This window comes from Kangiella marina, from assembly GCF_039541235.1.
GTDB classification, from domain to species: Bacteria; Pseudomonadota; Gammaproteobacteria; order Enterobacterales; family Kangiellaceae; genus Kangiella; species Kangiella marina.
The window spans coordinates 1,154,818-1,178,566 of record NZ_BAABFV010000001.1 but is presented as its reverse complement, the minus strand read 5'-3'; the positions used below and the strand labels follow the sequence as shown (position 1 = coordinate 1,178,566).

At 44.7% G+C, this 23,749-nt stretch carries 23 protein-coding genes; 16 read left to right on the top strand and 7 right to left on the bottom strand.

Features of this window, described 5'->3' with window-relative positions:
• Positions 1-115: 115 nt before the first annotated feature.
• Both ABD943_RS05240 and ABD943_RS05235 read right to left on the bottom strand, forming a co-directional pair.
• Complete coding sequence (locus ABD943_RS05240; protein WP_345292126.1) at positions 116-694, bottom strand: HvfX family Cu-binding RiPP maturation protein; 579 nt, start codon at positions 692-694, stop codon at positions 116-118.
• Positions 695-743: 49 nt separating this feature from the next.
• Positions 744-2,246: an FMN-binding glutamate synthase family protein gene (locus tag ABD943_RS05235; protein ID WP_345292125.1), complete on the bottom strand. Its 1,503-nt coding sequence runs from the start codon at positions 2,244-2,246 to the stop codon at positions 744-746.
• 174 nt (positions 2,247-2,420) lie between these two features.
• Here ABD943_RS05235 and ABD943_RS05230 point away from each other — a divergent pair, with 174 nt between their 5' ends.
• On the top strand, positions 2,421-3,035 hold the full coding sequence (locus tag ABD943_RS05230) for an RNA polymerase sigma factor (protein ID WP_345292124.1): 615 nt from the start codon (positions 2,421-2,423) through the stop codon (positions 3,033-3,035).
• The gene (locus ABD943_RS05225) at positions 3,029-3,265 is read left to right on the top strand and encodes a zf-HC2 domain-containing protein (protein ID WP_345292123.1); all 237 of its coding nucleotides are present in this window, start codon (positions 3,029-3,031) and stop codon (positions 3,263-3,265) included. Before ABD943_RS05230 ends, ABD943_RS05225 begins: the two co-directional genes overlap by 7 nt.
• A 98-nt stretch (positions 3,266-3,363) precedes the next feature.
• Here the strand turns inward: ABD943_RS05225 and ABD943_RS05220 are convergent, their stop codons facing one another.
• Entirely contained in the window at positions 3,364-3,675 is a 312-nt protein-coding gene (locus ABD943_RS05220) for an outer membrane protein assembly factor BamE (protein WP_345292122.1), read from the bottom strand.
• 127 nt (positions 3,676-3,802) lie between these two features.
• Between ABD943_RS05220 and fur the strand changes: the two genes are divergently transcribed.
• Both fur and ABD943_RS05210 read left to right on the top strand, forming a co-directional pair.
• Positions 3,803-4,204: a ferric iron uptake transcriptional regulator gene (gene fur / locus ABD943_RS05215; RefSeq protein WP_345292121.1), complete on the top strand. Its 402-nt coding sequence runs from the start codon at positions 3,803-3,805 to the stop codon at positions 4,202-4,204.
• Between the two features lie 429 nt (positions 4,205-4,633).
• Positions 4,634-5,404: a hypothetical protein gene (locus ABD943_RS05210; protein WP_345292120.1), complete on the top strand. Its 771-nt coding sequence runs from the start codon at positions 4,634-4,636 to the stop codon at positions 5,402-5,404.
• A 58-nt stretch (positions 5,405-5,462) separates the two neighbouring features.
• Here the strand turns inward: ABD943_RS05210 and ABD943_RS05205 are convergent, their stop codons facing one another.
• From ABD943_RS05205 to nadK, 4 genes are all read right to left on the bottom strand, one after another.
• A complete protein-coding gene (locus tag ABD943_RS05205) occupies positions 5,463-5,675 on the bottom strand; it encodes an RNA-binding S4 domain-containing protein (protein WP_345292119.1) in 213 nt (70 codons plus the stop codon).
• Between the two features lie 328 nt (positions 5,676-6,003).
• Complete coding sequence (locus ABD943_RS05200) at positions 6,004-6,507, bottom strand: hypothetical protein (RefSeq protein WP_345292118.1); 504 nt, start codon at positions 6,505-6,507, stop codon at positions 6,004-6,006.
• Positions 6,508-6,523: 16 nt separating this feature from the next.
• A complete protein-coding gene (gene recN, locus ABD943_RS05195; protein ID WP_345292117.1) occupies positions 6,524-8,176 on the bottom strand; it encodes a DNA repair protein RecN in 1,653 nt (550 codons plus the stop codon).
• 35 nt (positions 8,177-8,211) lie between these two features.
• Positions 8,212-9,096, bottom strand: coding sequence for an NAD(+) kinase (gene nadK / locus ABD943_RS05190; RefSeq protein WP_345292116.1), 885 nt, complete (start codon positions 9,094-9,096; stop codon positions 8,212-8,214).
• Positions 9,097-9,226: 130 nt separating this feature from the next.
• Between nadK and hrcA the strand changes: the two genes are divergently transcribed.
• From hrcA to greA, 12 genes are all read left to right on the top strand, one after another.
• Positions 9,227-10,270 (top strand): heat-inducible transcriptional repressor HrcA, encoded by a 1,044-nt coding sequence (gene hrcA, locus ABD943_RS05185; protein WP_345292115.1) that lies wholly within the window; start codon positions 9,227-9,229, stop codon positions 10,268-10,270.
• Between the two features lie 70 nt (positions 10,271-10,340).
• Positions 10,341-10,991, top strand: a complete 651-nt coding sequence (grpE, locus tag ABD943_RS05180; protein ID WP_345292114.1) for a nucleotide exchange factor GrpE — start codon at positions 10,341-10,343, stop codon at positions 10,989-10,991.
• 251 nt (positions 10,992-11,242) lie between these two features.
• Complete coding sequence (locus ABD943_RS05175) at positions 11,243-11,959, top strand: YebC/PmpR family DNA-binding transcriptional regulator (protein WP_345292113.1); 717 nt, start codon at positions 11,243-11,245, stop codon at positions 11,957-11,959.
• A gap of 412 nt (positions 11,960-12,371) precedes the next feature.
• Positions 12,372-12,647 carry a hypothetical protein gene (locus tag ABD943_RS05170; RefSeq protein ID WP_345292112.1) on the top strand — a complete coding sequence of 92 codons (276 nt, stop codon included), beginning with the start codon at positions 12,372-12,374 and terminating at the stop codon, positions 12,645-12,647.
• 71 nt (positions 12,648-12,718) lie between these two features.
• Positions 12,719-13,003 carry a hypothetical protein gene (locus ABD943_RS05165; RefSeq protein ID WP_345292111.1) on the top strand — a complete coding sequence of 95 codons (285 nt, stop codon included), beginning with the start codon at positions 12,719-12,721 and terminating at the stop codon, positions 13,001-13,003.
• Positions 13,004-13,314: 311 nt separating this feature from the next.
• On the top strand, positions 13,315-15,258 hold the full coding sequence (gene dnaK / locus ABD943_RS05160; protein ID WP_345292110.1) for a molecular chaperone DnaK: 1,944 nt from the start codon (positions 13,315-13,317) through the stop codon (positions 15,256-15,258).
• Between the two features lie 218 nt (positions 15,259-15,476).
• Positions 15,477-16,628: a molecular chaperone DnaJ gene (gene dnaJ / locus ABD943_RS05155; RefSeq protein ID WP_345292109.1), complete on the top strand. Its 1,152-nt coding sequence runs from the start codon at positions 15,477-15,479 to the stop codon at positions 16,626-16,628.
• A gap of 105 nt (positions 16,629-16,733) precedes the next feature.
• Complete coding sequence (locus ABD943_RS05150) at positions 16,734-17,354, top strand: arylesterase (RefSeq protein ID WP_345292108.1); 621 nt, start codon at positions 16,734-16,736, stop codon at positions 17,352-17,354.
• Positions 17,355-17,377: 23 nt separating this feature from the next.
• Positions 17,378-18,184, top strand: a complete 807-nt coding sequence (dapB, locus tag ABD943_RS05145; protein WP_345292107.1) for a 4-hydroxy-tetrahydrodipicolinate reductase — start codon at positions 17,378-17,380, stop codon at positions 18,182-18,184.
• Between the two features lie 662 nt (positions 18,185-18,846).
• On the top strand, positions 18,847-20,007 hold the full coding sequence (carA, locus tag ABD943_RS05140; RefSeq protein WP_345292106.1) for a glutamine-hydrolyzing carbamoyl-phosphate synthase small subunit: 1,161 nt from the start codon (positions 18,847-18,849) through the stop codon (positions 20,005-20,007).
• Positions 20,008-20,022: 15 nt separating this feature from the next.
• Entirely contained in the window at positions 20,023-23,253 is a 3,231-nt protein-coding gene (gene carB, locus ABD943_RS05135; protein WP_345292105.1) for a carbamoyl-phosphate synthase large subunit, read from the top strand.
• Positions 23,250-23,732 carry a transcription elongation factor GreA gene (gene greA / locus ABD943_RS05130; protein ID WP_345292104.1) on the top strand — a complete coding sequence of 161 codons (483 nt, stop codon included), beginning with the start codon at positions 23,250-23,252 and terminating at the stop codon, positions 23,730-23,732. The genes carB and greA overlap by 4 nt, the downstream gene beginning before the upstream one ends.
• Positions 23,733-23,749: the final 17 nt, after the last annotated feature.

The window sequence follows — 23,749 nt, the reverse complement described above, 5'->3', positions numbered from 1 at the left end:
CCAATGATACGCCTATTGTACGGGATTTGTGGTCGGATTAGCACCGTAAAACGGGGCTTATTACAAAAAAAGCCAGTTTTCACTGGCTTAATTGATGTTTTAAACGCTGAATTAATTACTCTGCTTTAGGAAATGCTTTCCCGAGCCAATAATCGACCGAGAAGTAACGGCCACCACCGGTAAAGAACAGCGACGCCAACATGATGAAGTAGGTCGCAGCAAACTCAATACCATTTTGCAAAATAGCGATGCCGCCTTTTTCCGTTAACCAGCCATAGTTACCGTATTCTTTTAAGATACTGCGCGCCATATCCAAGCGCTTACCAACTTCTGGATCAGACGACTGGGCGATGGCGTACCAACCATTGTCCCAATGCACCGCTAACGCCGCGACCAACATGGTGATCATCAGCGGGATGGCGGCCCATCGCGTCGCAAAGCCAACCAGGATAAAAATACCGCCGATCATTTCTGCGCTTGCAGCCAGAAACGTCATGACGTCAGGCATTGGCATGCCTAAGCTGGCGAACCAGTCTGATGTTGCTGAAAAGTTGGCAAATTTACGTGAGCCCGCTTCGTAGAGTGGGAAAAACAATAAAATACGAAATAATAGCGGTGGAATACCATCAAAGTGCTTTAAGTAATGGCAGACACAAGTTTGGAACTTGTGGTATTTGGTTGCTAAGTTGCTCATAAAAAACTCCTGTTGTTATGGTATTCCTACTGTTGATAAGAGCCGCTGTTTAGAGCTTTTTAGTCGGAATACTGCTTTCTTGATAAGGGTGTATCTTATCTAAAGGAGTCGATAACCCCGTTTCTGTTACAACTCTGACATGATGACGTTTCAATCCTCGTGGTTCAGCAACGCCGCAGGAGTGGGCGATCATACCCACAGCTTTAACCATATTCTTATGGTAATGGTACACCCGTTCAGCTTTGTCAGGCACAACCAATCCCTTTTGTAAGTCCGGATCATGGGTCGTGACGCCAGTCGGGCAAGTATTCTTATTACACTGTAGCGCTTGGATGCAGCCTAAAGCAAACATAAATCCGCGTGCAGACAATGCGAAGTCAGCTCCCATCGCCAGTGCCCACGCCACACCCGATGGATTGATCATCTTGCCTGAGCAGATGACTTTGATACGATCGCGGAGTCCTTGTTTGTGAAGCACGTTAAGAACCATCGGTAAGCTTTCTTTAATGGTTAGACCGACATAGTCAAACAAGGGTTGAGGCGCGGCGCCTGAGCCACCGTCGGCGCTATCGATGGTGATGAAGTCTGGAGCTGACTCAATGCCGCGTTGGTGGATCGCTTCACACAGGTCAAACAAAAAGCCGTCAGTACCAATAACCGTTTTAAAACCAACGGGCTTACCAGTGATGTCGCGTATGTGATTGATCATATCCAATAAATCGCTGACATTATTGATTTCAGGATGACCATTAGGACTGATCGAGTCCTCGCCCTCAGGAATGTGACGAATCGCGGCAATTTCAGCAGTAACTTTACGACCCGGAAGTATGCCGCCTTTACCCGGCTTAGCGCCTTGGGCCAGTTTGAGTTCGATCATTTTAACCTGTTGATGGGAGCAAACATCCTTGAGTCTGTCGTCATCCAAGCAGCCTGTCTCATCACGAACGCCGTATTTCGCCGTACCTATTTGAAACACCACATCCCCGCCGGCAACTAAATGGTGGGGCGACAAGCCGCCTTCGCCAGTGTTGATCCAGCATCCGGCCTTGGCTGCTCCTTTTGCTAATGCCTGAACGGCGACTTTGGATAACGAGCCGTAACTCATGCCGGATATATTGAAAAAGCTTTTTGCGAGATACGGTGTTCTGCAGTAAGGGCCTATAAGAAGAGGTTGCGCTTCAACCGCATTTTTCTCAAGAGTAGGGAACTGATCATTTAAGAACATCACCGTTCCAGTCGGACTGAGGTTTCGAGTCGAGCCAAATGCTAGAGTGCGACTTACATTTTTGGCGGCGCGGTAGGCCCAGTTACGCTCGGCACGGTTGAACGGCATTTCCTCGCGATCCATGGCGAAAAAATACTGACGAAAAAACTCGCCTAAATGTTCGAACCAATAGCGAAAGCGACCAATAACGGGGAAATTTCGACGAATGGCGTGTGTCTTTTGGGTTTTATCAATAATAAATACGACAGCAGCAATGACTAACAGTATGGTTAGACCCAACACAAAAAAGAGCCCGATCCAGTTAAGGACGGTTTTAGTGAAGGCCATGAAGCCCGATTCCATTGACGAATACCTCGTTTACATATCTATACAGATTTTTCTGTTATATTAACGCTAAAATAGCCGTTGAGACTATTAGTGAGAAGTGCTTTCTGCTGTTCAGATTAAAGTAGATTTAAGCCATAAGTCAAAACTAAGTGCTTATTATTGTTGGGGAAGATAGTGACGATTGAATCATTACCACCAGAAGACGAGTTAGTTGAACGACTCAAAAATAATGATGTTCAACTGTTCGAGCGCGTAGTCAAAGCATACCACTCGGCGATGTATGGTGTCGCATATTCCATAGCGGGGCAATCTATCGCTGATGAGGTGGTGCAAGAAGCTTGGGTTTCGGCGATTAACGCCATCCATAAATTTGAAGGGCGCTCAGCGTTAAAGTCTTGGTTAATTCGAATTACTGCCAACGAAGCCAAAACTCGACTGCGCAAGGAGTCTCGTTCGGTTTCGCTGGATGCGGTTGATGAAAACTGGGCGACGGATACTCGTTTTACGCAACAAGGCCATTGGGCGGAAGGCAATCCAGAGTGGGATATTTCATCGCCCGATGATTTGCTGGCAGCCGATGAACTTCAAGATTGTGTCAAGAAGCACATGGTCAAACTGCCTGATAATCAACAACAAATCATAAATTTAAGGGATGTTGGTGGGTTGGATATGGACACAATTTGTAACATCCTAGACATTACTGCATCTAATGCTCGAGTTTTATTGCACAGGGCAAGAGACAAAATGCAGCAGGTTGTGGCGAGATTTCAGAGGACTGGAGAATGTTAAGTTGTAAGCACACTATCGCGCAAGGAACCGATTACCTAGACAAAGAGCTTGGCTTTTGGCGTAAAGTTGAAATGAAGATGCACCTGATGATATGTGTGAATTGCCGACGTTATGTGAAACAGCTTAAGCAGACAGTGATCATGCTGTCGAAAGGCCAGTTTAAACAGCCGAGTAAAGAGCAAATTGACCAATTAAAGCGTGAGTATAAAGAGACGAACAGTAAGCAGTAAGCGTTGTTGCAGTCGATTTAAGGAGCGTTCCATTAAAAAGTCACTCCCGTTAACGACGAGAGTGACTACAGTTTTCAGTCACAATAAGCGAATAATTTTTATTCTTTCTCTGGCTTGATTGTTCCTTCCATACGAGCAAGTTTATCCTCAACAAAATGTAAGATTAAACGTTTTGAGGTGCTTTTGCCGCTAGTCGGATTCAAGTAGTACAAATAATACCAAGTATTACTCTCTAAATTGGTGTTTAATGCAGGCTTACCAAGAATAAAGGCGATCTGCGCTTTGGTCATACCGGGTTCGATCTTATTGACTTCTTCTTGCTGAAGAATGTTGCCTTGTTGGATAGCAGGCGTATAGACACAAGCCGTCGTAAAAGCGATTAATAATGTTAAACAAAACAGTTTTTTCATGCGTTACCTAATTTCTTGAGTTATCGGTGATTTTAGAGGTTCTTATTTAACTTTCCAAATCACTTTATATACAATCTGCGCCCTAGTATAATCATTTTGTCGCGCAAATCTATCGGAGGATGTATTTTTGGAAAGCCAACAGCTAAAAAAAGCAGGTCTTAAAGTCACTCTACCCAGGGTTAAGATTTTGCAAATACTGGAAAGTTCCGACGAACGCCATCTGAGTGCAGAGGACGTCTACAAGATGCTGCTGGATTCCGGTGATGACGTAGGTTTAGCGACCGTTTACCGTGTTTTGACTCAGTTTGAAACCGCAGGACTGATCACTCGCCACAATTTCGAAGGTGGCCATTCAGTTTTTGAGCTAGACGATGGTGAGCACCATGATCACATGGTTGATGTCGACGATGGTACCGTAATCGAATTTATGAACGAACAAATCGAACGCCTCCAGCATGATATCGCAGAAGAGCATGGTTTCGAGATTGTGGATCATAGTCTTGTTCTTTATGTTAGGAAGAAAAACTAATTTGAAGTTGTCCTTTGGCGCGATTGCTTTGTTAAATCCGCCAGCTGACTCAGTCATGCACTAAGTGTGCACTCCTTCGTTGCGCGGCGTATTTGCCGCGCACTCACACCAAAGTCCTAACTTCACTCAGCCTCTTTTTTGCCTTGAACCTCAAAAGAAAATCCAGCTTTTACGAGATCTTGTTGTTATATAAAGACTCCGCCCTAATTACATGAGAACCGACAACCCAGTCTATTGCCAAAATTAGACAGGACACTATTAGTTATTTAATCAAATACCTTATAACTCAAGAAGTTGTAAAGAAATCTGACTGATTGATTTTTGTACAATTGAGCGTATACTTTTCCATCCTTGGGGATTATTTTGATCTCTATCTACAGCTTGCGTTTGTTTTAGTTTTTTACTCGGTTAACGAAAAAGGAGTTAGCTATGAACAAGCGTTTCAACACGATATACCTTTCACTGGTATTTATACCCATTATTTTTTTAAGCGCTTATACGGCTGAGGCAGCGGAAGAAAAACCGCCGGCGATGGCTGAAATGTGGCATTTTAAAATTGATGGCGCCGATCAAAGTAAGTTTGAAGAGGCTCTAAAGAAGCATGTAAAGTTTAGAAAGGAAAAAGGTGACCCTCGCAATTGGGCTGCTTACACACCTCACACGGGCGTTATTGGGCGTGATTACTATGTTAGGCATTGCTGCTTTAAATGGAGTGACCATCAAAAGTACAATGAGCTCAAGGTCCATGAGCAGTTATATAAAGACTGGGAAAATGGCCCTGGCAAGTTCGTCAAAAAATCACGCCACTTTTATTCTTGGGTTGACCGAGAAAACAATCATTGGCCTGAGGGGACAAAAGCGAATTTACTACGGCTCACACATCACAAACTGAAACCAAACTCAGACATAGGTCCTGTGGTCAAAGAAATCTCTGACTTAGCGAAAAAAATAGGATGGAAACGAGCTTGGGGTTGGTCCTATGAGCGGAATATAGAGGGTGTGTATTTAACGCTAGCCATGCCAAGTGAGAATTTCGCTGGATTTGAAGCGCCTAAACCTGGGTTTGAAGAAATGGCGGCGAAAGAAGTTGGTGAGGATGAGCTGAAAGACTTGTTTAACCGCTTTGATGAGCATGTTGAAAGCTTAAGTTTTCAGATCATGATGTTCAGACCAGAGTTTTCGGTGATGCATGACAAATAACCATTCTTTTGACTGATTCTAGCGCGGCGCTAAGCCGCGCAGTCAAAACTTCAGTGGATTAACCTAAAGTCACCTTATACTGCTCATCCATAAACTCAATCACATCACCCGACACGATCTTTTTACGTTTCTGAGTCTCCACCTCGCCATTAACCTTGACCAATCCCTCGCTAATGACCAACTTAGCCTCGCCACCGCTTCCGACGATGCCTTCAAACTTGAGTATTTTGAATAATTCGACAGGTTCTTTGTTGATAATGATTGTGTTCATTGGATAACCTAATATTGGTATTGGTGAATTTATGATTTGTCTATTGGCTCTAGAGTTTCTGGGTGTTCATTTTCTTTGCTTGTCCAAAGAAAACGAACCAAAAGAAAAGGCACCCCAGACGCTAGGCGTTACACGCTTCCCTTGCTCTAAAAGTGACTAACGTGCCGCAAAACGAAACGTCCTGTTTCGTTTTTGCTAAATTAGGCTTCCTGCCTAATTTGCACTATTAACTTTTATCGCTTCGGCTAGCTTTAGGGGGAGTATACGCCAAGTTTTACAATTTCTTTAACTTAATACCTATGCGGGGATTAGTGCTAAAAGCGCTTTATTATCTTGAAACTTTAATAATAAAGTTTGCTATAGTTTTACACTTAAATATCAGTGTTAAGGATAACACTAGTTCTATCCCAGTTACCCACATCCCGCTAGTGTTATCAGCAATACTTATAGGATCGATATTGGAAAGGTTGGCATTATCTAGGGCACTATTGTAAATAATCCAGTACCAAGCATCGCCAAATGAGTAGTAAAAAGTATAAATACCAATAGCGACAAGTAAAACAGCGAGTATGCCGTTTGAACTCAAAGGTGTAGCAACTAACGATTCATCACCAATAATCTTCCGCGATAGTAGATTCGGGAACAACCACAGGATTATCGCTAATAAGATAGGGACTACTATATTTAATAGCGCTATTACGGTATTGGGAGTTAAGTACTCAACAGAATAGATTGTTAAACTAACGAATGTTTCCAAAGCTTTTAAACTGTATAGAACCAAAAAGATAGCCAAAAATCGTATAACAATAGCCACGTAATCAACGGGTTTCATAATCGTTCCTTCGTTATTAATTTAATAATTCTTTTGCGTGATTTCTTATAGTTTCAGTGATCTCTACACCACCGATCATGCGCGCGAGTTCTTCGATGCGCTGATCAGTATCAAGTTGTTGAAGCTCGGTTTGAGTGCTTTTCTTGTGTTGCGACTTGGCTACCATTAGGTGTTGATGCCCTTGTGCGGCGACTTGCGCTTGGTGGGTGACGCAGAGGATTTGCGCTTTTTTACCTAAGTCTGCCAGAAGCTTACCGACGATTTCGGCTGTGCCACCGCCGATACCGACGTCAACTTCATCAAAGATTAATGTTGGTAGCTGGATGGTTTGGGCGTTAATCACTTGTAGTGCCAAGCTGATACGGGATAATTCACCACCAGAAGCGACTTTACGCAGCGGCTGTGGTTGCTGGCCTGGGTTAGTACTGACCATAAACTCGGCGGTTTCTAAACCTTGAGACTTGTAGGATTCTTTATCGGTAGGGTTTAATGCTACTTCAAACACACCGTTGCCAAGGCCTAAGTCTTTCATCAGCTTTACAACCTGTTTTTCGAGCTCTTTCGCCGATTTTGCGCGTGCTTTAGAGATTTTTGTCGCGATTTTACTGTAACTGTCTTGCTGATGACTTAACTCTTTTTCTAAGTCATCAAAGGTTTGCTCGTCGCCGGACAGCTGTTCGAGTTCTTGCTCGATGGCTTGCTTGGTTTCAGGCAGATCAATCATGGTCACTTGATGCTTACGAGCGAGATCATGCAGCAAGGTTAGCTCTTGATCGAGTTGCTGGAACTCCGCCGGGTCAATATCGAGGTGCTCAATATAGTCTCGCAGCTCGTGACTGGCTTCTTCAATTTCGACCAGCGCCGACTGTAACAAATCATGGGTACTTGTAACCCCTCGATCCATCTGCTGCATATCGCTGATGATGTGAATAATTCGGCCAAGTTGACTGACGATATTTTCATCATCTTCATTGAGTGCCATCAGACTTTGCTGCCCCTGCTCAAGCAATTTACTGGCATTAGCTGCACGCTTGTGATCATTTTCGATGTCTTTAGCCCGATCAATCGGTGCTTTCTCAAGCTCTTCGAGCTGAAAAGTCAGTAAATCACGACGATCGTTTTTGTCTTTCAACGACTCTTTAAAAGAAGCTAATTTAGTTGAAATGCTACTTATTTGTTTAGAAAGAGTGCGTAACTCTTGAGTGTCGGCTGATAAATCAGCGAAACGGTCGAGAAGTTGCAAATGAGTCTGTGGTTTAAACAACGACTGATGTTCATGTTGACCATGAATATCCACTAAAAAGTCGCCAAGTTCACTTAACTGCGTCAAATTAACAGGCTGACCATTAATAAAAGCTCGCGAACGACCATCGTGGTTAATCACACGTCGAAGAATACAGTCATCTTCATCATCTAACATTTGCTCATCGAGCCAAGCTTGTACTGGCTTAAGCTTTTTAATATCAAACACCGCACTAATTTCAGCCCGTTTGGCGCCGTTACGAACCACGGCGCTGTCTGCTCGTGCTCCGAGCGCAAAGGATAAGGCATCCACCATGATGGATTTACCCGCGCCGGTTTCACCGGTGACCACGGTCATGCCTGATTGCAAATCCAAATCAAGCTGTTCGATGATGGCAAAGTCTTTGATATGAATACTTGAGAGCATGCGTTAGCTATCTGTGTTTGTTATTAGTGAGTGAATTATAATTTTGAGCCCCAGCCGAGCTTAGTGCGAAGCAGGCGGAAATAGTCATAATCTTTCGGGTGCAATAGCCACAAGTCTTCTTTGCGTTTGCGGATGCAGATTTTTTCACCCGGTGCAACGGGGAAACGTACTTGCCCATCACAACTTAACCGTGCTTCGTTCTCGTTCGCCTGGCTGAATACGATATCAACTTTGCTGTCTGCGTCAATTGAAATTGGGCGGCTTGAGAGCGTGTGTGGGAACATCGGAACCAGCGAAATAGCATTGATCGACGGCGACATAATCGGGCCACCAGCTGATAAAGAATAAGCGGTTGAGCCTGTTGGCGTCGAAATAATCAGACCATCACCGCGCAAGCTGTAGACGAAAGAGTCGTTAATATAGACTTCGAATTCAATCATGCGCGAAATTTCACCTGGATAAAGCACGATATCGTTCAAGGCATCGCTGTAGCGTTCTTTATTGGTATCGCCTGCGATATCGGCTTCGAGTAAGAAGCGACGTTCTTGGGTATATTCGCCATTCAACACTTCAGTGACTTTTTCGGTGACTTGTTGTGGCTGGATATCCGTTAAAAAACCTAAATAACCACGGTTGACGCCGAGCAAAGGAATATTGTAACTGGCCATCAAACGGGCAGAGTAAAGCATCGAGCCATCACCACCGACAACAATCACTAAGTTGGCTTGTTCGCCAATAGTCTGCCACTCGGCTTGGTGCGCTTGAGCAACCTCAATTCCTACCGCAACAGAGTCCTCGACCAAAACGTGATAGTCATTGTCGAGTAAATGCTGGTATAACGACATGATGGTTTCACCGACTTCTTTATGTTTCGGTTTGCCCATGATGCCAATGGTTTTAAAACTCAAAGCAGGAGCCACGTTTGCCCTTTGTCCCTTGTAATTGCATTATTGACCCACATTTAAGAATATATACAGCCAATAGGCAAGGGTTTTACCCTACAGAACCAAAAAGTTATATCAACAACAAATAGGAAGATGAGACGGCTTAATGAGCAAATTTGACCAGCGCGCACAGATATTAATGAAAACACTGGTGGAAACCTATATTTCCAGTGGTCAGCCTGTGGGGTCAAAAACCTTGCTCGAAAATTCGCAACTAAGCGTCAGTACTGCGACCGTGCGTAACGTGATGCAAGATCTTGAAAGTATGGGCTTACTAACCGCGCCATACACGTCAGCTGGTCGAATCCCAACCTCTCAAGGCGTCCGTTTGTTCGTTGATCAGCTACTCACGGTATCGGATGTTGAAGATATTTACCTCAAGCAATTACAAAAGCATTTAGGCAAAGTTTCGGAAACTGGCGAAATGCTGTCGAGTGTTTCTAATATGCTGTCCCAGGTGACGCAGATGGCGGGGCTGATCCGAGTACCGCGCCGTGATGTGACGCGGGTGAAGCAGGTTGAGTTTGTATCTTTGTCACAGAATAAAGTGTTGGTGGTGTTGGTTCTAAGTGACGGCGAAGTGCAAAACCGTGTGATTCAATTGGATAACCCAGTGTCTCGTGACGAACTTCAGCAGGCGTCGAACTATGTGAATCATCACTTTGCAGGAAAAGAGCTCGACACGGTGCGCCGTGAGTTGTTGAACGAATTAAAAGATGATCGAGCAAAGATGGATCAAATGATGTCATCGATGATGGAAGTCGCTGAAAAAGGCTTTAGCGGTGGCGAAGACGATGAAGTTCAAGTCACCGGTAAATCACAGCTTCTGAACTGGGCAAATTCGGGCGATATTTCGGACTTACAATCCGTATTTAACGCGTTCGCCGAAAAAACACAGATGCTAACCTTGCTGGATAAATGTTTAAGCGCGGATGGCGTGCAACTCTTTATTGGTGAAGAGTCCGGCTATGATGTGTTATCACAATGTAGCGTCGTTGGTGCCCCCTACAGTATTGATGGTGAAGCGGTTGGTGTACTGGCAGTCGTCGGGCCGACCCGTATGGATTACAACCGAGTGATTCCGATGGTCGATATCACTGCAAAATTGATATCTGCAGCCTTGAATAATGACGATGAAACCTCATATTGAGAAACACAGAATATTCAACCAATGGCAAAGTCATGCCGCTGGTTAGCGTAAAACAGTTTGGAGAGATGGTATGTCTGAGAAAGACAAGCAAAATCAAGACGTTGAAAATAATAGCGTAGAAAATCACGACGAGCTAAGCGAAGCGGATAAAAAAGCTGCTGAAGAGCAGGTGCAGAAAGTCGTGGATGAAGCTTTAGAAGAGGCGGTTGAGTCTGCGGAAGAAGACAACTTAGCTAACTTAAGTGATGATGAGCGCAAAATTGTGGAATTAGAGAACGCGCTTGAAGAAGCTGAAGCGAAAGCGGCAGAAAATATGGATTTGGCGCTTCGAACGAAAGCGGAGGCTGAAAATATTCGTCGCCGTTCAGAGAACGAAGTGACCAATGCACGCAAATATGCCATTGAAAAATTTGCGGAAGAATTGTTAGCGGTAGTTGATAGTCTTGAGCAAGGACTGCAAGCACAAGCTGAGCACGAAGAGTCTAAAGCAATGAAGGAAGGCATGGAGTTAACGCTAAAAATGGCATTATCGACTTTGCAAAAGTTTGGCGTAGAACAGTTAAATCCTGTTGAAGAAGTGTTCGATCCTCAGTTGCACGAAGCCATGACGATGGTGCCAAGCCCAGATCATGAGAAGAATACGATTATTGATGTGTTCCAAAAAGGCTATTCATTGAATGGACGCGTGATTCGTCCGGCTAGAGTGGTCGTCGCACAATAAAATAGCTGAATAATTCGATTGCTGTGTTAAACACCAGTTTGAAATACTCATTTACCAGCTAGGTAAGCTCCGTGTTCAAACTGGTATTTGCCGCGTACTCAAGCCATTCATTTTATTGTATTTTTTCTATAGACAATATGGTTTCAGCATAATTTAGAGTTCTGCCCTATAAGCTCAATCAAGATATCCTTGTAGAAAAGCGAAAAGGGTAATAACATTTCACCTAATTATTAAATACGAAGAGAAATATAATGGGTCGTGCCTTTCAAAACCGTAAAGAGTCGATGGCGAAAACATCGGATCAAAATGCCAAGGTTTACAGTAAGTACAGTCGTGAAATTTACGTTACTGCGAAGCAGGGTGGTTCAGAGCCAGAGAGTAACTTAGCATTAAGAAGCTTGATGGAGCGTGCGAAGCGCGATCAAGTGCCTGCGCATGTTATTCAAAAAGCGATTGATAAAGCGGAAGGCGGTGCAGGTGAAGATTTTGCGGTGGCACGTTACGAAGGGTATGGGCCTGGAAACGTTATGGTGATTGTCGATTGTCTAACGGATAACCCAAACCGTACATTCGGGGAAGTGCGTCAATGCTTTGTTAAGACCAAATCGAAAATCGGCACCGAAGGCAGCGTGATGCACATGTTCGATCACAGCGCCATCTTTGTATTCGCCAGCGATGACGAAGAAGGTGCTCTGGAAGCTTTGATGATGGCTGATGTTGACGTGACGGACATTGAGCATGATGATGGAAAAATTACCGTGTTTGCACCACAGACCGAATACTTTAAAGCAAAAAATGCCCTACAAGAGCATTTCGAAAATATTGAGTTTGAAGTAGATGAAATCCAATTTGTACCGAAAGTGATGACTCAAATCAGCGGTGAAGATCTAGAAATGTTCGAAAAGTTTATGGACATGGCAAACGATCAGGACGATGTACAAAACGTGTATCATAACGCTGAGTTTTAATTCGAGTAAGCCACAGTATTAACAAACCCTTTACGCTTTCATGCGAGTTTGAAAACGAGTAAAGGGTTTTTTCTTGTCTAGATTTAACTCTAAAAAATCTCTGTAAGACCTAACGAAAATTGATAGGTTCCCCTTCTTAAAAGTTCCTTTTTAAAACGTGACAAACCCCGCATTTAACGCAGTATAAAAGGATGAAAGATTTTATTTGTCAATAACTTATAACTTATAGTAGTGTCGAAGGTGTCACTTCCTAAGTGCAAAGTGCTAACCGCTTTAAGAGGCTATTCTGTCACAAAAAATCGTCGAATTGTTAAACCCTATTTTACAAAAAACTGAGTGTGAAATAGGTCGTGTTTTTATCTTAATCAAGCGTGTTAAAACACAAGTCCATTTGCAACAAAAGGTAAAACTCATGAAAAAGTTAACGATAGTTTTAGGTATGATTTTTGGTTTATCAGCTGGAGCAGCTTATGCCGGTGATGCCGATGTATTGAAAAAGATAGATCAACGCGCTTGCCAAGCAAAAGCAGCTCAAAAACATGGTGATAATGGTGAAAAGTCGCAGAAACCGTGTGAGTGCAAAATCGAAAACACGGATTATGAGGCACTGTCAGAAGCTAAGAAAAAAGGTGATTTAGCTAAGATCCAGAAAATCGATCAAGCAGCTAAAGAAGCTTGTGCCAAGTAATTAAACGTTAAAGTATCAGATTAATAACGTTCTCCCACTAAATTAGATGATATGAAACAAAGGTGATGATTATGAAAAAGACACTATTCACTTTAACGGCCTTACTAACATTTGCTTTTGCAGGAAGCGCAGTAGCCAACGAAGCTAAAGTTATGAAGCAGCAAGATCTTCAGGCCTGTGAGCGTCAACCGAAGCAACTCCCTGAAGAAGTTCAAAGCAAGCAGCAGGAACGATGCCAGTGTGTCGTTGAACAGACGGACTATCAAGCTCTGGTAGACGCTAAGAAATCTGGTGATATGGCTAAGATTCAGCAGATTAAAAGCAAGGCGAACCAATCTTGCCGTGCAATGCAGTAGTTACCAGCTGTTGAGATCTGTTTGAGAAAATCACTTCTCTGTATCCCCCTACAGTGAAGACATAACCCCCAAAAAAGTAAAGTGACTCTAGCCGGCCCTCGGGTCGGCTTTTTTTATTTCTGAGATATTTACTGCTGCGCCCTTGAAATACTGTCACTTAAACCAATATTGCAGGCTAAGTGGGTTATCACTGCTCAATTGATAAGAGCAATAAGTAACCTTAAAAAAAGTAAGTTTAAGGGGTTGATCTCCTAAACCCAGCCCCCACATAAGCTACAAGCAAGATTTAAAGACCCTTTTGGAGTGATAACATGGCCAAAATTATTGGAATTGATTTAGGTACAACAAATTCATGTGTTGCCGTTTTAGACGGTGACAAAGCTCGCGTTATTGAAAACGCGGAAGGCGCACGCACAACCCCATCAATCATCGCTTACACCGAAGACGGTGAAACTTTGGTCGGTCAGTCTGCGAAGCGTCAGGCGGTAACTAACCCTGAAAACACTTTGTACGCGATTAAGCGTTTGATTGGACGCAAGTTCAAAGACAAAGTCGTGCAAAAAGATGCCGGTATGGTTCCGTACAAAATTATCGAAGCGGACAATGGTGACGCTTGGGTACAAGTTAACGACAAGAAAATGGCGCCGCCACAGGTGTCTGCTGAGATCTTAAAAAAGATGAAGAAAACAGCAGAAGACTTCCTTGGTGAAGAAGTTAAAGAAGCCGTGATTACGGTTCCTGCATACTTCAACGATTCTCAGCGTCAGGCGACTAAAGATGCTGGTCGTATCGCTGGTCTTGATGTAAAGCGTATTATTAACGAGCCAACAGCGGCAGCATTAGCCTACGGTATGGACAAAGAGCGTGGCGATCGCACGATTGCGGTTTATGACCTTGGTGGTGGTACCTTCGATATCTCTATCATCGAAATCGCAGAAGTCGATGGTGAGCACACCTTCGAAGTACTTTCTACTAACGGTGATACATTCCTTGGTGGTGAAGATTTCGATATGCGCGTTATCGAATACTTGGCATCTGAGTTTAAGAAAGAGTCAGGTATCGACCTTAAAGGCGACGCATTAGCAATGCAACGTTTGAAAGAAGCTGGTGAGAAAGCGAAGATCGAATTGTCTTCAAGCAGCCAGACAGAAGTCAACTTGCCGTACATTACTGCTGACTCTACAGGTCCTAAGCACCTTAACATCAAGCTAACTCGTGCTAAATTAGAAGCATTGGTTGAAGACTTGGTTGAGCGTACGCTTGAGCCAGTGAAGCAAGCACTAAAAGACGCAGGTGTTTCTACGTCTGAGATTGATGATGTCATCTTGGTTGGTGGTCAAACACGTATGCCTAAGGTACAAGAAGCAGTGTCTGGCTTCTTCGGCAAAGATGCACGTAAAGACGTTAACCCTGATGAAGCGGTAGCAGTCGGTGCGGCGATTCAAGGTGCGGTATTAGGCGGTGACGTCAAAGACGTTCTTCTATTGGACGTAACGCCATTAACGCTTGGTATCGAAACGATGGGTCAGGTGATGACTCCGCTGATTGACAAAAATACCACGATTCCAACTAAGGCATCGCAAACCTTCTCAACAGCTGAAGATAATCAGACTGCAGTAACGGTTCACGTACTTCAGGGTGAGCGTAAGATGGCTGCGCAGAATAAATCACTGGGTCGTTTCGACTTAGCGGATATTCCACCAGCACCACGCGGTACGCCTCAAATTGAAGTAACGTTTGACATCGATGCTAACGGTATCATGCACGTTTCGGCGAAAGATAAAGCGACGGGCAAAGAGCAATCGATTCAGATTAAAGCCTCTTCAGGTTTGAGCGATGATGAAATCGATCAAATGATTAAAGATGCTGAGGCTCACGCTGAAGAAGATAAGAAGTTCCAAGAGCTGGTTGAAGCTCGTAACCAAGCGGATGGCCTAGTTCACGCTTCACGTAAGTCGCTAGACGACGATAGCATCACCTTCGAAGACGGTGAGAAAGAAGCGATTGAAGTGGCGGCTAACGAGCTTGAAGAAGCGATTAAAGGTGACGACTTAGACGATATTAAAGCTAAGACTGAAGCCTTGAGCCAAGCGTCTGCGAAGATGGCTGAGCGTATGTATGCTAACGCACAGCAGCAAGCGGAAGCTGGTCAACAGCCAGGCGGCGAGCAAGCGTCTAGTGACTCTAAAAATTCTGGCGACGATGTGGTTGACGCTGAGTTTGAAGAGGTAAAGGACGATAAGTCTAAGTCATAAATTTTCGCTCTGACTTTGTTGTAACGCATACTGCGGTACTCATGCACACAATAGTGCACTCCGTTCCTCGATATGCGTTACGCCTCGTCAGAACAAAAATTTCCTGCCTTAGATGGAATAACCACTTCTAGATTTATTCAGTGGTAGAAGAAAAGGTAAACGCAGGATTTGATTCCTGCGTTTGCGGTTAAAAAAGGTTTAAGAAAAAGTAGCTAATTATGTCGAAACGCGATTATTACGAAGTATTGGGTGTGTCGAAAGGCGCTGAAAAGCCTGAGTTAAAAAAGGCTTATCGACGCTTGGCAATGAAAAATCATCCAGATCGCAACCCAGGTGATGAAGCAGCTGAACAGCGCTTTAAAGAAGCTAAAGAAGCTTATGAAGTCTTGAGCGATCCACAAAAACGTCAAATGTATGATCAGTACGGTCATGCTGGTGTGGATGCCAATATGGGTGGCGGAGGCGCTGGCGGCTTTGGTGGCGGCGGCGACTTTAATGACATATTTGGTGATATTTTTGGTGACATCTTTGGTGGCGGCGGCGGAGGCCGTCGTGGTGGAGGCGGTAGACGCCAAGCTCGTGGTAACGACCTTCAGTACAACCTAGAGATTAGCCTAGAAGAAGCGGTTAAAGGCGTCGAGAAAGAAATTAAAGTTCCGACCTACGTTAACTGCGATACGTGCGATGGTGATGGTGCTAAGCCTGGTTCGGGCACGACAACCTGTAGTACTTGTGCTGGTCAAGGTGCTGTACGCATGAGCCAAGGGTTCTTCTCGGTTCAGCAGACATGTCCTGACTGCCAAGGCACGGGGCAAATGATTAAAGATCCTTGTGATGATTGCCATGGCCAAGGTCGTGTGCATAAAACGAAAGAATTGAAAGTCACCATTCCGGCAGGCATCGATGATGGCATGCGCGTCCGATTGACCGGTGAAGGTGAAGCCGGAGGCCCTGGAGCGGTAACGGGTGATCTGTATGTGCAGGTTTACGTTAAAGAGCATTCGATTTTCAAGCGTGATGGTGTGAACCTTTACTGTGAAATGCCATTGAGCTTTGTCACTGCGGCTCTGGGCGGAAAGTTAGACGTACCGACTTTGGATGGCAAAGTGTCGCTAACCATTCCTGCGGAAACGCAAACCGGTCGTCTGTTCCGGATGAAAGGTAAAGGTGTTAAAGGTGTTCGCAGTAGTATGGTCGGAGATTTACTGTGCCGTGTTATTGTTGAAACGCCCGTAAAGCTGAGCAAAAAACAGAAAGAGCTGTTGGAAGAGTTCCAGCAGACTGTCGATGACTCTGATGGTAAAAATAGCCCGAAACAAAGCTCTTGGTTTGATGGGGTGAAGAAGTTTTGGGATACCATGACAGGTTAACCCAGAGTGATTTTTATGAAGCCCGCCTTGCCGCGGGCTTTTTTGTATTTAGCGGAAAAAAGATTTATGCTCATAAGCACAAAGATACCCTGCAAAAGGCAATAGATGAAAAGGTTATTGGTACAACTAAAAGTAGCACTTTATGCTGGATTGGCGTTATTACTCGTGGCTTGTGGTGATGAAGCGAAACTAACCCCGCTGCCGAGTGATGGGGTGATTCTAGCTTTTGGCGATAGCCTGACTGATGGTGTCGGTGCTTCGCGGGACAGTGCTTATCCTCAGGTACTCGCCGAGTTGTCAGGATTACGGGTCATCAATGAAGGTGTTTCTGGCGAGACAACGGTAGAGGGGGTAACTCGGTTGCCGATAGTCTTGGGAACCCATGAGCCAGACTTAGTGATTTTGATGGAAGGTGGCAATGATATCTTGCGAAACATGAGCCATGCCCAAGCAAAGTCCAATCTAGCGCAAATGATTCAAATGATTCGGTTGTCCGGTGCTGAGGTTGTAATGCTGGGTATCCCGGAAAAGAATTTGTTTTCGGATTCTGCGGACTTTTATGATCAGCTGGCTGAAGAATATAATGTGGTCTATGACGGTGAAATCATGTCAAAACTTTTGAAGACAAGATCCCTCAAGTCGGATTCCATTCACCTTAATAGTGCTGGCTATCAAAAACTGGCTGAACGAATTTATGCGCTACTGCAAGAGCAGGGCGCACTATAGAAATTTAAAAAAGACGAATACACATGGCTAAAACACACATTATTATTAATGCCGCCACTGGGCGTATGGGGAAAGAGTTACTGCAAGCTACGGTTTCGGATAAGGAAGTAACTTTGACGGGGGCTGTGGCACGAGCGGGTCATCCAATGGTGGGCAGTGATATCGCCTACCTAATCGGCTCAGAACCTCACAATATACTGATTAGCGATGACTTGGCGAGACTGTTGAGTAACGACGCGGTTTTAATCGACTTTAGTCTGCCGGATTACTCGATACAGAGTCTAGAGCAAGCCGTCACTAGCAAAACGCCAGTAGTCATTGGAACCACCGGCTATTCAGATTCTCAGTTGGAACGGATTGAACAAGCGGCAAAACAGATCCCGATTGTGTTGGCGGCGAATTATTCGGTTGGCGTAAATAGCTTGATAGGCTTAGTCAAGCAAGCGACGAAGCTGATGGGTGATAAGGCCGACATTGAAGTCTTTGAAGCGCATCATAAGCATAAAAAAGATGCTCCGTCGGGGACGGCGCTGGCGCTTGGTGAAGCAGTAGCGCAAGAGAAAGGACAAGCGCTTAAAGATATTGCACAGTGGGCACGTCACGGCGACTCGCCTCGGCAGGATGGGGAGGTTGGATTTTCGGTGATGCGAGCAGGCGATATTATTGGTACTCATGACGTGGTGTTTGCCTTGAACGGTGAGATGGTGACCCTAAGGCATGAAGCTCAGTCGCGTCAATGTTTCGCTAGCGGTGCGGTGGTTGCAGCTAAGTGGCTAAAAGCTCAGCCCGCTGGCTTATATACGATGCAGCAAGTGTTGGGTCTGGAGTGATGATAAAACAGCGTGATGCTGCCTTGCATTAGGCTTGAGAGATCGTCCATTCTATTTGTAAGAAATATCGTAAGAAGATGTAATCCTAGTCGAGAAATCGCACGCGAGATCGGTATTTTTATACTTACTGTTAAGATTAGTGCATTGTTTTTGCAGGGTTTTTAGATTTAAGTCAAATAGGTATACCGGGTGGCCTATATTGTTCTTGTCCTAGAAAAGAGTAGAGTGGTGTTTGTGCAAGGGATGCACACAAGGAATATTAGCCGAGGGAGTTGGTGAAACAAGGAAGTAGCAGGGAGCACTTGAAAGAGGCATGAGGCCACTCGAAAATGGGCGGGATTACCGCCCTTTTTCATGTCTGTAATTCGGGACTTACGGTATTTCACTTTCGATGGCTTTCAATTTACCTTTAAGTCACCCCCTAACCTAAACCTTGTGACCGAGACAATCAATAACGCTTCGTTGGTTTAAGGCAGTTAGAAGGCTTAATTTGTCGATTGTTAAGGAACTCTCGTAGACATAAAAAGAGTGATCCCTTACAATACACGGAATTTGCCGAATTTTTGTCTTTCTTGTAAAAAATGTGCGGAGTCAATGGGGTTTTTAAGCTATTAAGCCCTGAATGAATCCGATTTTTTTGCGCCTAAAAAACGGAGGTTTCTTTGCCAACACAAGAGTCTCAGCAGCTACTTTCAAGTCTGCAACCCGCCATTTTAGTTCTCGAAGACGGTAGCGTGTTCCATGGTTCATCAATTGGTTTTGATGGACAAGCTGTCGGAGAGGTGGTTTTCAACACGGCCATGACTGGTTATCAAGAGATATTAACTGACCCTTCATACGCTAAACAAATCGTTACGCTAACTTATCCTCATATTGGTAATACTGGAATCAACAGCGAAGATGTTGAGTCTGATCAAGTATGGGCTGAAGGTTTGATTATTCGTGATTTGCCATTGCTTCATAGCAACTGGCGTAGCGAAGAGTCGTTAAGTGATTATTTAAAACGCACAAAGAAAGTCGCGATTGCTGATATCGATACACGCCGCCTAACTCGAATATTGAGAGATAAAGGTGCTCAGAGTGGGTGTATTATCGCAGGCGACATTGATGAAGCGAAAGCTCTAGAGCTTGCCAAAAGTTTCCCTGGTCTGAAAGGGATGGACCTTGCGAAAGAGGTTTGCGCGAAAGAGCAATACACGTGGAAGCAAACCAGCTGGGATCTCGTCGATGGTTACGGTGAGCTTGAAAATCCGAAGTTCAAAGTCGTTGCTTACGATTATGGTGTGAAGAAAAATATCCTACGGATGCTCGCCGATCGCGGTTGTGACTTAACCGTTGTGCCAGCACAGACGCCAGCTAAAGACGTTTTAGCCATGAACCCTGACGGGGTTTTCTTATCTAATGGCCCGGGTGACCCAGAGCCATGTGATTATGCGATTAAGGCGATTCAAGATATTTTAGAAACCGATGTCCCAGTTTTTGGTATTTGTCTAGGGCATCAGTTATTAGCACTAGCGAGTGGCGCGAAAAGTATCAAAATGAAGTTCGGTCATCATGGTGCTAACCATCCTGTGAAGATACTGGACAATGACCGCGTCATGATCACAAGCCAAAACCACGGTTTTGCGGTTGACGAAAAGTCGTTGCCAGATACTCTTAAAGCAACGCATCGTTCTTTGTTTGACGATTCTCTACAAGGCATCCATCGTACCGATAAGCCAGCTTTCAGCTTCCAGGGTCACCCTGAAGCAAGCCCAGGCCCAAACGATGCATCGCCATTGTTCGATCATTTCATTGAGTTAATGGAACAAGCAAAAGCCTAGGAGAGAAAACAGAATATGCCAAAACGTACTGATATAAAAAGCATCTTAATTTTAGGCGCTGGCCCAATCATTATTGGTCAGGCTTGTGAGTTCGATTATTCAGGTGCTCAAGCCTGTAAAGCGCTAAGAGAAGAGGGTTATCGAGTTATTTTGGTTAACTCGAACCCAGCGACCATCATGACTGACCCGAATATGGCCGACGCGACTTATATCGAGCCAATCGAGTGGGAAGTTGTTTCTAAAATTATCGAGAAAGAAAAGCCAGATGCGATCCTTCCGACGATGGGTGGTCAAACAGCATTAAACTGTGCGTTAGACTTAGCTTCTCGTGGCGTACTAGAAATTCATGGCGTCGAAATGATTGGCGCAAACCGTGAAGCGATTGATAAAGCGGAAGACCGAGAGTTATTCGCTAAATCGATGGCTAAGATTGGTTTGGATCAACCGCGCCAAGATATCGCGCGAAGCCTTGAAGATGCATGGAAAGTGCAAAAAGAAGTGGGCTTCCCATGTATTATCCGTCCGTCGTTCACCATGGGCGGTACGGGTGGTGGTATCGCCTATAACAAAGAAGAGTTTGAAGAGCTTTGTTACCGCGGTTTAGATTTATCGCCAACTAATGAGTTGTTGATTGATGAATCGTTGATCGGCTGGAAAGAGTATGAGATGGAAGTGGTTCGTGATAAGAACGATAACTGTATCATTATCTGCTCGATTGAAAACTTTGACCCTATGGGCGTGCACACCGGTGACTCCATTACTGTAGCGCCAGCACAGACGTTAACGGATAAAGAATATCAGCGTATGCGTGACGCGTCGTTGGCCGTATTGCGCGAGATTGGTGTTGAAACGGGTGGTTCAAACGTCCAGTTTGCGATTAATCCAGATAATGGCCGTATGACCATTATTGAGATGAACCCGCGTGTATCGCGTTCATCAGCGCTTGCCTCGAAAGCCACAGGCTTCCCAATTGCTAAGGTCGCAGCGAAACTGGCTGTAGGTTACACCCTTGACGAGCTTCAAAACGAAATTACTGGCGGTAAAACTCCAGCATCGTTCGAACCAAGCATCGACTATGTCGTGACAAAGATTCCTCGCTTCAATTTTGAAAAATTCCCGAATACAGACGCAACCTTGACCACTCAGATGAAGTCTGTTGGTGAAGTGATGGCGATTGGCCGTACGTTCCAGGAGTCGATGCAAAAAGCATTACGTGGCTTGGAAGTTGGCTCGGCTGGTTTCGAACCAAAGCTTGAAGTGGACAATGAAGAATGGGTTGATGTGCTTCGTCAAAACTTACGTGTCCCAGGTACTGATCGTATTTGGTACATCGGTGATGCATTCCGCAAAGGTTGGACAATTGATGATGTCTTTGACTTAACGGGCATTGATCGTTGGTTCTTGGTGCAGATTGAAGAAATCATTAAGATTGAGCAAATGCTTGAAGGTAAGTCATTGTCGGATCTTGATGAGCAACTGTTACGTCAAGTGAAACGCAAAGGCTTCTCCGATGAACGCTTGGCGGATATCTTCGCTTGTCGTGAAAAAGAAATTCGTAAACTGCGCAAAAAGTTAGGCGTAATGCCTGTTTATAAGCGCGTCGATACGTGTGCGGCAGAGTTTGCGACGAGTACGGCTTATATGTACTCAACGTATGAAGAAGAGTGTGAAGCTGAACCTTCCGATCGTGAAAAGATCATGATTTTAGGTGGCGGCCCTAACCGTATTGGTCAGGGTATTGAGTTTGATTACTGCTGTGTACACGCTGCCTTTGCGATGCGTGATGACGGTTATGAAACCATCATGATCAACTGTAATCCTGAAACGGTATCAACCGATTACGATACCTCTGATCGTTTATACTTCGAGCCACTAACGCTAGAAGATGTGTTAGCGGTGGTAGATGTTGAAAAACCAAAAGGCGTTATTGTTCATTATGGTGGTCAAACGCCACTTAAGCTCGCGCGCGAATTAGAAGCTGCGGGCGTACCCATTATCGGTACATCGCCAGACGCCATTGACCGTGCTGAAGACCGTGAGCGCTTCCAGCGTGCGATTGATCGTCTTGGCTTGTTGCAGCCACCTAACCGTACAGCTCGTAACTTGGAAGAAGGCGTTCGATTAGCAGAAGAAATTGGTTACCCGCTAGTGGTTCGTCCATCGTATGTATTGGGTGGTCGTGCCATGGAAATCGTTTATAACGAAGAAGAACTTCGTCGTTATATGAATGATGCGGTTAGTGTTTCGAACGAGTCGCCAGTGCTTCTTGACCGCTTCTTAGATGATGCGATTGAGGTTGATGTCGACGCAATTTTTGATGGCGAGCAGATCTTAATCGGCGGTGTTATGGAGCACATTGAGCAAGCAGGTGTTCACTCCGGTGACTCAGCATGTTCGATTCCACCTTTCAGTCTGAGTAAAGAAGTTCAGGATGAAATGCGTCATCAGATGTTGAAGATGGCGAAAGAGCTTCAAGTCCGTGGCTTGATGAATACTCAGTTTGCGATTCAAGGGGATAAGATTTTTATCCTTGAGGTGAACCCGAGAGCGTCACGTACCGTACCATTCGTGTCAAAAGCGACTGGAACACCGCTCGCTAAAATTGCTGCATCAGTGATGGCGGGTAAAACGTTGAAAGAAATTGGCTATACTCAGGAAGTGATCCCAACTTACTTCTCAGTAAAAGAGCCGGTATTCCCATTCAACAAGTTCCCAGGTTCTGACCCAATTCTTGGCCCTGAAATGAAATCGACGGGTGAGGCGATGGGTGTTGGTAAAACATTCGGTGACGCTTTCTACAAAGCGAAACTGGGTGGTGCCAGCGGTCAGACTGTTCCATTAGCAGGACGTGCCATTATTAGTGTGCGTGAAGCGGACCGAGCGGGCTTGATTGATGTCGCGAAAAAACTTGTTGAGCAAGGTTTTGAACTGATGGCAACCAGCGGTACTGCACGCGCCATTAGAGAAGCTGGAATTCCGTGTCAACGTATTAATAAGATGTTTGAAGGTCGCCCACATATTGTGGACTACATCAAGAATGGTGAGGTAGACTATATCGTTAATACAACAGAAGGTAAGCAGGCTATAGCTGACTCTTTCTTAATTCGTCGTAGCGCGTTACAGCATAAAGTACCCTACACGACAACATTAGCTGGGGCGGTAGCGTCTTGTGCAGCTATGAAGGAGCATACTCGTAGCACGATTAATTCTGTTCAGGAATTACATAAACAGGTAAAAGCGGTATGAATAGAGTTCCGATGACTGCAGCTGGCGCAGAACAGCTGCAGGAAGAGTTGAATGATCTAAAAAAAGTGCAGCGTCCAAAAGTGGTCGCTGCTATTGCTGAAGCTCGTGAGCACGGTGACTTGAAAGAGAATGCCGAATATCACGCTGCTCGTGAGCAACAAGGGTTTATCGAGGGAAGAATTCAAGAAATTGAAGCGAAACTCTCGAACTCTCAGATTGTTGATATCACGAAAATCAGTAATACGGGTAAGATCATTTTTGGCTCGACAGTGGTTTTAATTAACTTGGAAGATGGTAAAGATACAGAAGTTCGTTACCAGATCGTTGGTGATGATGAAGCTGATATCAAGCAAAATAAACTGTCGATCAACTCGCCTATCGCTCGTGGCCTTATCGGCAAGGAAGAGGGTGATATTGCAGACATTCAAACGCCAGGCGGTAAAGTGGAGTATGAAGTAGCAGAAGTGCTTTATATCTAATTCTACTGTTGATGTTG